Raw genomic sequence first — 12,651 nt, forward strand, 5'->3', positions numbered from 1 at the left:
TCCGGCAGTACCGATGGAAGTCATTCCAATGAAAAGTGCATCTCTGTTCCTCTCCATCGCTGCGGCACTGGCGCTTGCCGGCTGCGGCACCCTGGCGCCGAAGAACACCGCAGTGGCCCCGGCCATTCCGTCGCAGTGGCCGGCTGAAGCCGCGCAGGGCGAAGTGGCCGATGCAGCCGCGGTCGGCTGGCGCGACTTCTTCACCGACGAGCGCCTGCAGCAGGTGATCGGCCAGGCGCTGGACAACAACCGCGACCTGCGCGTGGCCGTGCTCAACGTCGAAAAGGCGCGTGGCCAGTATCGCGTGCAGCGCGCAGACCGCGTACCGGGCGTGGCCGTGACCGGGCAGATGGACCGCCGCGGTGGCGACGTGCCGGTCACCGAGCAGTTCAGCGCGGGCCTCGGCGTGGCCGAGTTCGAACTGGACCTGTTCGGCCGCGTGCGCAACCTGAGCGAAGCCGCGCTGCAGCAGTACTTCGCTGTAGCCGCCAACCGCCGCAACGCGCAGCTGAGCCTGGTGGCCGAGACCGCCACCGCCTGGTTGACCTACGGCGCCGACCAGCAGCGTCTGGCGATCGCCGAGGCAACGGTGAAAACCTATGAGGATTCGCTGCGCCTGGCCGAAGCACGCCATGAGCGCGGTGGCAGTTCGGCGCTGGAACTGACCCAGACCCGCACCTTGGTCGAAACCGCGCGCACCGATGCCGCACGCCTGCGTGGGCAGCTGGCGCAGGACCGCAATGCGCTGGCGCTGCTGGCCGGTGGCCAGTTGGATCCGGCGTTGCTGCCGGACAGCATCGCGCCGCAGGTGCTTGCGCTGGCGCCGCCGCCGGCCGGCCTGCCCAGCGACGTGCTGCTGCAGCGCCCGGACATCATGGCGGCGGAACATCAGTTGCTGGCGGCCAATGCCAACATCGGTGCCGCGCGCGCTGCGTTCTTCCCCAGCATCTCGCTGACCGGCAGCATCGGCAGTGGCTCGGGTGAATTGTCCGGCCTGTTCGACAGCGGTACGCGGATGTGGAGCTTCCTGCCGAAGATCACCTTGCCGATCTTCCAGGGCGGCAAGCTGCGCGCGAACCTGGCGGTGGCCAACGCCGACCGCGATATCGCGCTGGCGCAGTACGAAAAATCGATCCAGAGCGGTTTCCGCGAAACCGCCGATGCGCTGGCGTTGAATGTCAGCCTGGATGAGCAGGCAGCCTCGCAGCAGCGCCTGGTGGAAGCGGCCGAGCAGGCCAACCGCTTGTCGCAGGCGCGCTATGACGCTGGCCTGGACAGCTTCGTCACCCTGCTGGATGCACGTCGTACCGCCTACAACGCGCAGCAGAGTCAGCTGCAGACACAGCTGGCGCAGCAGTCCAATCGCATCACGCTGTACAAGGTGCTGGGCGGCGGCTGGCACGAGCGCGGGTAAGCGCGCAGACCGGTAGTGCCGGCCGCTGGCCGTCAACGCACGGGATCAACAGGGATCGTGCAGTTGCCGGCCAGCGGCCGGCGCTACCGGTCAATGAGCAGGGCTACACCGCTTCGTCGTCGCGCCGCTCGGTGCGGCAGGCGCGTACCCGCGTCAATGCATCGCCGGCTTCGCGCGCCATCCTTTCGTACTCGGCGCGGATCTCTTCCAGACGCTCTTCGTCCAGCTCTTCCAGGTCCAGCAGCTCGTTGTTGGCCTCGGCGGTGGCGCGGATCAGCTCGTCCAGCTTGATCTGCATCGCCGCGGTGTCCGAGTTCTGCGTGTGCTGGATCAGGAACACCATCAGGAAGGTGATGATGGTGGTGCCGGTGTTGATCACCAGCTGCCAGGTGTCGTTGAACTTGAATATCGGGCCACTGATGCCCCACAGCACGACGATCGATACTGCGGCCAGGAAGGTCCACGGCGAGCCGGTGGCGGCCGCGGCCTTCTTGGCGATCGTATTGAACAGGTTCCTTGCGCTCATCGTCATCGTTCCACGGGAATGGCGACGATCATCGACACATGGCCGTGCAGGTGCCGTGCAGTCGAACGCGTGGCTCAGGCGCGCAGGCGCGGTGCTTCCTGGCTGCGTACCGGGCTGGCCAGGTAGACGTGCTGCCAGCAGCGTTCGACGAATTCGCGGGCCTGCGCTTCACTCAGGCGCGGCATGATCTGCAGGGCGTACTGGGTCTGGAACAGCTCATCGCGCTGGGCATTGCTGGCGCGTGGTTGGGTGATCAGCGAATCACAGGCGAACTTGATCCACGGTACATAGGTGCCGAACGAGGTGTGCGCGAGTGCGCCATCGGCGTGCTGGCGGCGCCAGTAATCCAGCTCCGCATCGACATTGATGACAGGGGGAATGGCGGGAACTTCAGCGTGCATGACGATCCAATCGGTTGGAGGTGAAGGGAGTGGGGGCCCATTACAGTGTGGCCCGGGCGGCGGTGCATGCCGCGTCAGCGTGATGTGCAGCCAGCGTGGCGATGGCGCAGCAGCTGTGCGTGTTCAACCGCACCCAGGCGTTCGGCCATGGCGGCCATCGCATTGCACAGGCGCACCAGGTCGCGGGGATGGTCGTGCAGCAGATCCTGCTGCATGTCCTGGTAGGCGCTCCAGAACGGGGCACTGCGCTGGTGCAGTGCGTATTGCTGCTGCAGTCGGCTCCAGATCGCGGCCAGGGCCGGGTCACTGCGAGGACGTACGGCATGCGCTTGCATGATCGGCTCCAACCCGGGGCAGGGGGCCCGGTTGCGTTCCACCCTAGACGTGGCTGCGCAGCAGGATGTTAGTGGCGCGTGTTGACTGCACGCAGCTGACTGCGCAGCAGTTCACGTTGAAGCGGGAAGACGCTGCCGGCACAAGGCTGTGCCGGCACTGAAGCGTTCATCAAGGCGGACTCATCAGCAGTGGCGGATGCTCATTCGCCGATGTCTTCGTTCCAGATTTCCGGATGTTGCGCAATGAAACCGCCCAGCAGGTCCACGCATTCCTGGCTGTCCAGGTCGATCACGTTGACGCCGTTTTCGCGCAGCCAGTCGATGCCGCCCTGGAACGTACGCGATTCGCCGACCACCACCGTGCCGATGTTGAACTGCCGCACCAGGCCCGAGCAGTACCAGCAGGGAGCCAGGGTCGTGACCATGATGGTGTCCTGGTAGCGGCGCTGGCGGCCGGCCTTGCGGAAGGCGTCGGTCTCGCCATGTACGGACGGGTCGCCTTCCTGCACGCGGCGGTTGTGGCCGCAGCCGAGCAGGCGGCCGTCGTTGTGGTACAGCGCCGCGCCGATCGGCACACCGCCTTCGGCCAGGCCCTGGCGGGCTTCGGCAATGGCGGTCTGCAGCAGGGCCTGGTAGTCGGGCGTGGTGATCATGCGGGGCTCCGGTAGGTCGTGGGGCGCCATGATACGGCCAGCGTTCCCCGCAGGGGCCCGGCGGTGCGATAATCGGGGGCATGAGCGAATCCCCCTACAAATCCGGTACCACCCATTTCGGGTTCCGCGACGTTGACGCCAAGGACAAGCAGAAGCTGGTCGGCCAGGTGTTCACGTCGGTCGCGCGCAACTACGACCTGATGAACGACCTGATGAGCATGGGCGTGCACCGGGCATGGAAGCGCTACTACGTCGCCACCGCGCAGGTGAAGCCGGGCGACCGCGTGCTCGACCTGGCCGGTGGCACCGGCGATATCGCCGCGCTGCTGAAGGAGCGGGTCGGCGCCGAGGGTTCGGTGGTGCTGGGCGACATCAACGCCGGCATGCTGTCGGTCGGCCGTGACCGCCTGACCAACCGCGGGCTGGTGCTCGGCCTGGACTACGTGCAATGCAATGCCGAAGCCCTGCCGTTCCCGGACAACAGCTTCGACCTGGTGACCATCGCCTTTGGTCTGCGCAACGTGACCGACAAGGACGCCGGCCTGCGCGAGATGTTCCGCGTGCTGAAGGTGGGCGGCCAGGCCCGTGTGCTGGAGTTCTCCGAAGTCACCGCGGACTGGTTCAAGCCGATCTACGACTTCCACTCGTTCAAGATCCTGCCGAAGCTGGGCAAGCTGTTCGCCAACGATTCGGACAGCTACCAGTACCTGGCCGAGAGCATCCGCAAGCATCCGCCGCAGGAAGAACTGAAGGCGATGATGGGGCAGGCCGGCTTCGAGCGCTGCCACTACAAGAACCTGACCGGCGGCATCGTCTCGATCCACTCCGGCTACAAGCTGTAAGCCTTGACGGTCGCCGGGCATGGCCCGGCGCTACCACGCAACGTCCCGGCACGGTCCTGGTAGGTGCCAACCTTGGTTGGCACACGCCCGTCCGCGAGCGCTGACAGGTCCGTGCCAACCAAGGTTGGCACCTGCCGGGCCATCGCGGGGCCGGCCATTACCCCGCACCGCGCAACGCTTCCCGGTCGGGGGAGAGGTACCATTGGGGTTTGTTCCCCGTAACGGTCCCGATTCATGCGCAATCCGCTGATGCTCCTTCCGCTGGCCGTGGCCCTGGCCGCCGGCTGCTCCCAGGAGGCGGCCGCACCCGCCGCCACCCCGACTGCCCAGAAGGCTCCCGCCGCCCCCGTGAACGCCGAAAACCGCAGCCACGATGAAAGCTCGTACGCCGAGCCGGACAAGGTCGTCGTCAAGGACATCGCGCTGGACCTGAAGCTGGACTTCGACCAGAAGCAGATCGGCGGCACCGCCACCTACACCCTGGAATGGAAGCAGAAGGACGCCAAGCAGCTGGTGCTGGACACCCGCGAGCTGAGCATCGCCAAGGTCGAAGCGATCGCCGCTGACGGCGCGCGCAGCCCGCTGCAGTTCGTGCTGGCCCCGGCCGACAAGGTGTTCGGCAGCAAGCTGACCATCGAAACCCCGCAACAGCCGGCCAAGGTCGAAGTGACCTACCACACCGCACCGACTGCTTCGGGCCTGCAGTGGCTGGCGCCGTCGATGACCGAGGGCAAGAAGCTGCCCTTCATGTTCAGCCAGTCGCAGGCGATCCACGCCCGTTCCTGGGTACCGCTGCAGGACACCCCCAGCGTGCGCTTCACCTACAGCGCGCACGTGGTCTCGCGCCCGGATGTGATGGTGCTGATGAGCGCCGACAACGATCCCAAGGCCGCGCGTGACGGTGACTACACCTTCAAGATGCCGCAGCCGATTCCGTCCTACCTGCTGGCCATCGCCGCCGGCGACCTGGTGTTCGAGCCGATCTCCGGCCGCTCCGGCGTCTGGGCCGAGCCGACCATGGTCAACAAGGCCGCCAAGGAATTCGAAGACACCGAGAAGATGATCGGTGCCGCCGAGAAGCTGTACGGCGAATACCGCTGGGGCCGCTACGACATGCTGGTGCTGCCGCCGTCGTTCCCGTTCGGTGGCATGGAAAACCCGCGCCTGACCTTCGCCACGCCGACCGTGATCGTCGGCGACAAGTCGCTGGTCTCGCTGGTCGCCCATGAACTGGCGCACAGCTGGTCGGGCAACCTGGTGACCAATGCCAGCTGGAAGGACATCTGGCTCAATGAAGGCTTCACCACCTACGTCCAGGGCCGCATTACCGAGGCCCTGTACGGCAAGGAGATGGCCGAGATGGAAAAGCAGATCGACCAGACCGATCTGCTGGCCGAAGTGAAGGACATGAGCCCGGCCGACCAGGCGCTGGCGCTGCCGCCGCTGAACGAGCGTGACCCGGACGAAGCCCTGAGCCAGGTGGCCTACGTCAAGGGTTCGTGGTTCCTGGAATTCCTGGAACAGCGTTTCGGCCGCGAAACCTTCGACCCGTTCCTGCGCGGCTGGTTCGATGACCACGCCTTCCAGAGCGCCAACACCGACCAGTTCGTCGAGTACCTGAAGAAGAACCTGCTGCCGAAGAATCCGTCGGCGGTGACCGAGGCCGAACTGAAGGCGTGGCTGGACGAGCCGGGCATTCCGGCGTTCGCAGCCAAGGCGCAGTCGCGCAATTTCAGCAGCGTCGATACCGCGCGCATCGCCTTCGCCAGCGCCGGCACCGTGCCGAGCAGCCAGGTGATAGCCGAGTGGAGCACCCAGGAATGGGTCCGCTTCATCGACGGCCTGGGCGCCACCCAGCCGCTGGACAAGCTGGCCACGCTGGACAAGGCGTTCCACTTCACCGGCACCCCGAATGGCGAGATCGCCATGCGCTGGTACCCGCTGACCATCCGCAGCGGCTACGAGCAGGCCAATGAAGCGGCCGCTGCGTTCATCGAGCGTGTCGGCCGTCGCAAGCTGATCATGCCGATCTACGCCGAACTGGTGAAGACCCCGAAGGGTCTGGAGCTGGCCAAGCAGGCCTTCGAGAAGGCCAAGCCGGGCTACCACCCGATCACCACCGCCTCGGTGCAGGACATGCTGGCCAAGGCTGAAGCCAAGTAAACGGTAGTGCCGGCCGCTGGCCGGCAACCTGATACTGCTTTACCAGCAACGGCGGGGAAACCCGCCGTTGCTGTATCCGCTTTTCGCTGCCGATAGAATCGGGATGCACCCGTAAAGGACTCCGCCATGAAACGACTGATCCTGCTCACCGCCTGCACCCTGGCCCTGGCCGCCTGCAGCAATCCCGAGGAAGAACGCAAGGCGCAGGAGGCCGCTGCGGCCGCCGTGCAGGCGCAGAAGGAAGCCAAGGCCGAGGACGTGGTCAAGCAGTACGACATGGCGGTGGCCGCGCAGGACTGGGAGCGCGCGCGCCTGCACGGTGCCTCGCTGCTGGACCAGTACAAGGACACGGCCGCCGCCGAGCGCATCGCCGCCGGCTTCGACGAGGTCAAGGCCAAGGGCGATGCCGCGCGCGATCTGCGCCGCATGCAGGCGCTGTGGCAGTACAACCAGATTCCGGTCGGCAGCAAGGGCAACCAGGTGTCGGCGCAGATCTTCAGCAAGGAGCGGGTGGATGTGGATGGCAGCGGCGCCAAGCCGGTGCAGCTGGTGTTCCGCGACCATCCCGAATGGAAGCGTCATGCCTACCTGGTGCTGCAGGCCGGCGATTTCCGCTGCCCGCAGTGCACGGTGAAGGTCACGGTGGACGGTGGCAAGCCGATCTCCATGGCGGCCTGGCGGCCGAAGACCGACGAGGCGATCGCCATGTTCATCACCGACCAGAAGGCGTTGTGGAAGCTGGCAGCCAAAGGCAAGTCGATCAGCATCGAGTTCCCGGTCAAGGCCGGTGGCACGCGCACGGCCGTGTTCGAGACCGGTGGCGTGGATGCCAGCCGCATGCCGGCGTGGTGGCATTGACCGTGCAGGAACCGGCGGCTGCGTCGTCGCTGTCGGCGATCCGCCACTGGGTGTTCGACATGGATGGCACGCTGACCGTGGCGGTGCATGATTTCGCGCGGATCAAGCGCGAACTGGCGATTCCGCAGGAGGATGACATCCTCACCCACCTGGCCGGGTTGCCGGCCGCAGAGGCCAGCGCCAAGCACGCTTGGCTGCTGGCGCACGAGCGTGCGCTGGCCGCTGCTTCCCAGCCGGCAACGGGAGCGGTGGCGCTGGTACGCGCGCTGCAAGGCGCCGGCTGCCGGCTGGGCATCCTGACCCGCAACGTGCGCAGCCTGGCGCAGGTCACCCTGCAGGCGATCGGGCTGGGCGACGTCTTTGCCGAAGACGACATCATCGGCCGCGACGAGGCCGAGCCGAAACCCTCACCGGCCGGGCTGCAGTACTTCCAGCAGCGCTGGCAGGTTGAGCCCGCGCAGGTGGTGATGGTGGGCGATTACCGCTTCGATCTCGAATGCGGCCGCGCGGCGGGCAGCCGCACGCTGCTGGTCAACGCTCCGGACAACCCGTGGCCGGGCATGGCCTGTTGGCATCTGGCCGATTGCGCGGCGGTACTGGGGCGCTGGCGAGGCTAGCGCGGCCCGCTGTACGCGCGGTGGCGGGAACCTGAGGGCCGCGCCGGCGGCCAACTCTCGACTGTCATCACAGTGTATTGTGCGGGGCCGGCTGGGCGTTCTTCGAATGCCCGGCGGGGGCTGAAGCGGAGGCGGTTGGGGAACCATCGCCGCTCACTGCCGCGGTCTGATCGAAGCCGCGGTGAGCGTTGAAGGTACCGGCGGGAGTTTCGCTGCGCTGGTGGTTGTGTCGGGTAACACGTTGTCCGGTGTGGCCCGCTGCCAAGGATGGGGCATGGGTGTCCTTTGCTCCATTTCTGGATTCCTTTCATGCTCCGAGCTGTGTGGGTGTCGCTGTACCGGCGTCTGTGTCCGATTGCCGCCTTCTTCCTGTTTGGCCTGGTAGCCCTGTCGTTGTCGCGACTGGGGTTGGCGCTGTGGCACGCCGCGCGGGTCAGTGCTGCTGACGGCTGGGCCACGGTGTTCCTGCAGGGGCTGCGGGTGGATGTGTCGACCCTGTGCCTGCTGTACGGCATCCCGGCGGTGTTGGCGCTGCTGCTGCCGGTGGACGGGCGGCTTGGCCGCGCCTGGCGGCACCTGCTGCGGTGGTGGCTGATCCTGGCGAGCGTGCTGCTGGTGTTCATGGAACTGGCCACGCCGAGCTTCATGGCCGAGTACGGCCTGCGCCCCAATCGCCTGTTCCTGGAATATCTGATCTATCCCGAAGAAGTCGGGATGACGCTGCTGCGCGGTCATCTGCTGGCCGTGGTGATCGAAGTTGCCGCAGTGATCGTGCTGTTCTGGGCATTGCTTCGCGGGTCGCGGCGCTGGGTTGGCAACAGCCCGCGAGGCGCAGTCGAAGCCGGATGGCTGTGGCGGCTGCCCTTGGCGTTGCTGGTGCTGCTGCTGGCTGCGCTGGGCGTGCGTTCAAGCCTGGGTCATCGTCCCTTGAATCCGGCGCTGGTGGCGTTCTCCACCGACCCGACCATCAACGCCTTGCCGCTGAATTCGCTGTACACCGTCGGTTATGCCGCGCGGCAACTGGCGACCCGCAGCGAAACCTCTCGCGTCTACGGTGACCTGCCGCTTGCCGAGGTGGTCAGCGAACTGCGCGCCAGCAGCGGCCTGCCGGTATCGGCGTACGTCTCCGACGCATTGCCGAGCCTGGCGCTGCGTCCGCCGCAGTATCAGGGCAAGCCGCGCAATCTGGTGATCGTGCTGGAAGAAAGCCTGGGCGCGCAGTTCATCGGCAGTCTGGGCGGACGCCCGTTGTCACCCAACTACGACCGCCTGAGCACACAGGGTTGGGCGTTCGAGCGGCTGTATGCCACCGGCACACGTTCGGTCCGCGGCATCGAGGCGGTACTGACCGGGTTCCCGCCGACCCCGGCCGAATCGGTGGTCAAGCTGCCCGCCAGCCGCCAGCGCTTTTTCACTTTGGCCGATGTGCTGGGGCGGCATGGCTACGACACCGGCTTCTACTACGGTGGCGAAAGCCACTTCGACAACATGCGCGAGTTCTTCCTCGCCAACGGCTTCAACCGCATCGTGGACCGCAAGGATTACCGCAAGCCGGCCTTCGTCGGCTCCTGGGGCGCGTCGGACGAGGATCTGTTCGCTCGCGCCGACCAGCAGTTCCGGCAGCTGAAAGCGCAGGGCACGCCGTTCTTCGGCCTGGTGTTCACCTCCAGCAACCACGATCCCTTCGAGTTCCCGGACGGCCGAATCGACCTGTACGAGCAACCGAAGCAGACCCGCGACAACGCCGCCAAGTACGCGGACTACGCGCTGGGCGAGTTCTTCCGCAAGGCGATGGCCTCACCGTACTGGGAGGACACCGTGTTCCTGGTGGTGGCCGACCATGATTCGCGGGTGTTCGGCAAGAACATGGTGCCGATCGGCAACTTCCATATTCCCGGGTTGATCCTAGGCGGTGGCATCGAGGCGCGCCGCGATACCCGCATCGTCAGCCAGATCGATCTGCCGCCCACGCTGCTGTCGCTGCTGGGCATTGCCGATGCCACCCCCACGGTTGGACAGGACCTGACCGACCTGCAGCGGCTGCAGCCCGGACGCGCGCTGATGCAGTACGACCGCAATCTGGCGTGGATGGAGGGCAACGATGTGGCCATCCTGCAGCCGGACAAGCCCGCGCAGGGCTTCCGCTACGACCCGGCCAGCGACCAGCTGCAGCCGCAGCCGCTGCGGCCGGAACTGGCACGGCGCGCACATGCCTACGCGATGTGGGGCACGTTGGCCTACGAAAAAGAGCTGTACCGCTTGCCGGAGAAGGCCAAGCCCTGAGCCGGAAGGGCGGGGCGGCGATGCGGTGCCGGCCGCTGGCCGGCAGTGTCGACCAAGGTCGACACCTACCAGAGGCATTCCCGCCAGAAGCATTCCCGATAGCGCCTCGGGTGGACAGCCCCCTTGTTGTTCAAGGGGGCGCGCCGAAGGCGCGGGGATAAGGAGAAATGCGCGGGCAGTTCGTTTACGCGTTCAACGCGTAACCGAACTGCTGCTTGAACTGCTCGTTGAACTCATCGAAGGTGAAGCGCTGGTTCTGGGTGCCCGGGTGCTCGACCTTCAGCGCGCCCATCAGGTTGCCCATGCGGCCGATGGTCAGCCAGTCGAAGCCCTTCTGGATGCCGTAGATCAGGCCGGCGCGGAACGCGTCGCCACAGCCAGTCGGGTCGACCACGCGACGCTCGTGCGCCGGCGGGATGTCGTAGCTCTTTTCCGGGGTGTGGATCACTGCGCCCTTCGGGCCGCGGGTGGTGATGTAGGCCTTGACCCGGCTGACGATCTCTTTTTCGTTCCAGCCGGTGCGTTCCTGCAGCAGGTTCGACTCATAGTCGTTGACCACCACGTAATCGGCCTGCTCGATGAACTCGCGCAGTTCCGGGCCGTTGAACAGCGGCATGGCCTGGCCCGGGTCGAAGATGAACGGCACGCCGTCTTCGTGGAATTCCAGCGCGTTCTGGATCATGCCTTCGCGGCCGTCCGGGCCGACCAGGCCCAGGCTGACGCCCGGCACGTCGCGCACGTGGTTTTCGTAGGAACGCATCATCGCGCCCGGGTGGAAGGCGGTGATCTGGTTGTTGTCGTGGTCGGTGGTGATGAACGCCTGCGGGGTGAACAGCTCATCGATCACGCGCACGCGGGTGAGGTCGATGCCCAGGGCATCGAAGTGCTCGCGGTACGGGCCGAAGTCCGAACCCACCGTGCCCATCGGGATCGGATCGCCACCCAGCAGGTGCAGGTTGTAGGCGATGTTGCCGGCGCAGCCGCCGAATTCGCGGCGCATGCGCGGCACCAGGAACGACACGTTCAGGATGTGCACCTTGTCCGGCAGGATGTGATTCTTGAACTGGTCCGGGAACACCATGATGGTGTCGAAGGCAAGAGAACCACAGATCAGAGCGGACATCGATGTAAGCCTATGCGGTGAATTTTGGGGTGGGCCGGCCCACTTCGGCAGGCAAGCAAACGGCGCCCTTGGGCGCCCGACGGCGCAAAGGTTACCCGCTGGTGCCGCTCAGGGCCAGAACCGGGTGATGCCCGATCAGGCCGAAAGCCTGTGAAGGCGCGGGTTCAGCTAGTTTTCTCCTTGCTCGGCGGCAGGCAGGTTGCTAGGCTTGTCGACCTCGATTTCTGCCCATTTTTTCGCCATCCCGCGTTGGGCGCGACACCCCTCAGGATCAACTCCCAGATGTTCAAGAAACTGCGCGGCATGTTCTCCAATGACCTGTCCATCGACCTGGGCACGGCCAACACCCTCATCTATGTGCGTGGGCAGGGAATCGTGCTGAACGAGCCGTCCGTGGTCGCGGTGCGCCAGGATCGCGCCATTGGTGGTACCCGGTCGGTGGCAGCCGTTGGCGCCGAGGCCAAGCAGATGCTCGGCCGTACCCCGGGCCACATCACCACCATCCGCCCGATGAAGGATGGCGTCATCGCCGACTTCACCTACACCGAGGCGATGCTCAAGCACTTCATCAAGAAGGTGCACAAGTCGCGCTTCCTGCGCCCGAGCCCGCGCGTGCTGGTCTGCGTGCCGGCCGGCTCGACCCAGGTCGAGCGCCGCGCCATCAAGGAATCGGCCGAGGAGGCCGGTGCCCGTGACGTGTTCCTGATCGAAGAGCCGATGGCGGCCGCGATCGGTGCCGGCATGCCGGTCACCGAGGCCCGTGGCTCGATGGTCATCGATATCGGCGGCGGCACCACTGAAGTGGCGGTGATCTCGCTCAACGGCATCGTCTATTCCGCCTCGGTGCGCATCGGCGGCGACCGCTTCGACGAATCGATCACCAACTACGTGCGCCGCAACCACGGCATGCTGATCGGTGAAGCCACCGCCGAGCGCATCAAGGTCGAGCTGGGCTGTGCCTACCCGCAGGCGGAGGCGATCGAGATGGAAATCTCCGGCCGCAACCTCGCCGAGGGCGTGCCGAAGATGATCAAGATCAGCTCCAACGAAGTGCTTGAAGCGCTGCACGAGCCGCTGTCGGGCATTGTCAGTGCGGTCAAGCTGGCACTGGAACAGACCCCGCCGGAACTGTGCGCCGACGTCGCCGAGCGCGGCATCGTGCTGACCGGTGGTGGCGCCCTGCTGCGCGACATGGACCGCCTGATTTCCGAGGAGACCGGTCTGCACGTGCAGGTGGCTGACGACCCGCTGACCTGCGTGGCCCGCGGTGGCGGTCGTGCGCTGGAACTGGTCGACATGCACGGCAACGAGTTCTTTGCGCCGGAATAAGCCGTCCCGGCTGCCTGCGCCCGCAGCGCCCCTCCGGGGTGCGGCCCGCCACATCGGCAGGTCGGCACCGGCGGGGCGCCCGCGTGTTTCCCTTCCGCCTTCTGCCA

General features: G+C 66.2%; 12 protein-coding genes. 7 read left to right on the plus strand and 5 right to left on the minus strand.

The window, feature by feature from the left end:
• The first annotated feature begins 13 nt into the window (after nucleotides 1-13).
• Nucleotides 14-1,414 carry a multidrug efflux RND transporter outer membrane subunit SmeF gene (gene smeF / locus AC07UW_RS05905; protein WP_495211623.1) on the plus strand — a complete coding sequence of 467 codons (1,401 nt, stop codon included), beginning with the start codon at nucleotides 14-16 and terminating at the stop codon, nucleotides 1,412-1,414.
• 103 nt (nucleotides 1,415-1,517) lie between these two features.
• On the opposite strand, the gene AC07UW_RS05910 is transcribed toward smeF, so the two are convergent.
• The 4 genes from AC07UW_RS05910 to AC07UW_RS05925 all read right to left on the minus strand — a co-directional run bounded on the left by AC07UW_RS05910 (nucleotide 1,518) and on the right by AC07UW_RS05925 (nucleotide 3,329).
• Nucleotides 1,518-1,940 carry a low affinity iron permease family protein gene (locus AC07UW_RS05910; protein WP_025877275.1) on the minus strand — a complete coding sequence of 141 codons (423 nt, stop codon included), beginning with the start codon at nucleotides 1,938-1,940 and terminating at the stop codon, nucleotides 1,518-1,520.
• A gap of 74 nt (nucleotides 1,941-2,014) precedes the next feature.
• A complete protein-coding gene (locus tag AC07UW_RS05915; protein ID WP_025877273.1) occupies nucleotides 2,015-2,341 on the minus strand; it encodes a hypothetical protein in 327 nt (108 codons plus the stop codon).
• Between the two features lie 74 nt (nucleotides 2,342-2,415).
• The gene (locus AC07UW_RS05920) at nucleotides 2,416-2,676 is read right to left on the minus strand and encodes a hypothetical protein (protein WP_025877271.1); all 261 of its coding nucleotides are present in this window, start codon (nucleotides 2,674-2,676) and stop codon (nucleotides 2,416-2,418) included.
• 200 nt (nucleotides 2,677-2,876) lie between these two features.
• On the minus strand, nucleotides 2,877-3,329 hold the full coding sequence (locus AC07UW_RS05925) for a nucleoside deaminase (protein ID WP_005411083.1): 453 nt from the start codon (nucleotides 3,327-3,329) through the stop codon (nucleotides 2,877-2,879).
• Nucleotides 3,330-3,409: 80 nt separating this feature from the next.
• Between AC07UW_RS05925 and ubiE the strand changes: the two genes are divergently transcribed.
• The 5 genes from ubiE to AC07UW_RS05950 all read left to right on the plus strand — a co-directional run bounded on the left by ubiE (nucleotide 3,410) and on the right by AC07UW_RS05950 (nucleotide 10,092).
• Nucleotides 3,410-4,171, plus strand: a complete 762-nt coding sequence (gene ubiE / locus AC07UW_RS05930; protein WP_025877269.1) for a bifunctional demethylmenaquinone methyltransferase/2-methoxy-6-polyprenyl-1,4-benzoquinol methylase UbiE — start codon at nucleotides 3,410-3,412, stop codon at nucleotides 4,169-4,171.
• A gap of 234 nt (nucleotides 4,172-4,405) precedes the next feature.
• On the plus strand, nucleotides 4,406-6,334 hold the full coding sequence (locus AC07UW_RS05935; protein WP_223496609.1) for a M1 family metallopeptidase: 1,929 nt from the start codon (nucleotides 4,406-4,408) through the stop codon (nucleotides 6,332-6,334).
• A gap of 126 nt (nucleotides 6,335-6,460) precedes the next feature.
• Complete coding sequence (locus AC07UW_RS05940) at nucleotides 6,461-7,192, plus strand: hypothetical protein (protein ID WP_495211624.1); 732 nt, start codon at nucleotides 6,461-6,463, stop codon at nucleotides 7,190-7,192.
• Complete coding sequence (locus AC07UW_RS05945) at nucleotides 7,180-7,809, plus strand: HAD family hydrolase (protein ID WP_343245234.1); 630 nt, start codon at nucleotides 7,180-7,182, stop codon at nucleotides 7,807-7,809. The genes AC07UW_RS05940 and AC07UW_RS05945 overlap by 13 nt, the downstream gene beginning before the upstream one ends.
• 309 nt (nucleotides 7,810-8,118) lie before the next feature.
• A complete protein-coding gene (locus tag AC07UW_RS05950; RefSeq protein ID WP_495211625.1) occupies nucleotides 8,119-10,092 on the plus strand; it encodes an LTA synthase family protein in 1,974 nt (657 codons plus the stop codon).
• A 184-nt stretch (nucleotides 10,093-10,276) separates the two neighbouring features.
• Here AC07UW_RS05950 and AC07UW_RS05955 read toward each other — a convergent pair whose 3' ends face one another.
• Nucleotides 10,277-11,215: a carbohydrate kinase family protein gene (locus AC07UW_RS05955; protein ID WP_059065157.1), complete on the minus strand. Its 939-nt coding sequence runs from the start codon at nucleotides 11,213-11,215 to the stop codon at nucleotides 10,277-10,279.
• A 282-nt stretch (nucleotides 11,216-11,497) separates the two neighbouring features.
• Between AC07UW_RS05955 and AC07UW_RS05960 the strand changes: the two genes are divergently transcribed.
• Nucleotides 11,498-12,544 carry a rod shape-determining protein gene (locus AC07UW_RS05960; RefSeq protein ID WP_025877255.1) on the plus strand — a complete coding sequence of 349 codons (1,047 nt, stop codon included), beginning with the start codon at nucleotides 11,498-11,500 and terminating at the stop codon, nucleotides 12,542-12,544.
• Nucleotides 12,545-12,651 lie beyond the last annotated feature (107 nt).

Source organism: Stenotrophomonas sp. GW821-FHT02D01, from assembly GCF_059421765.1.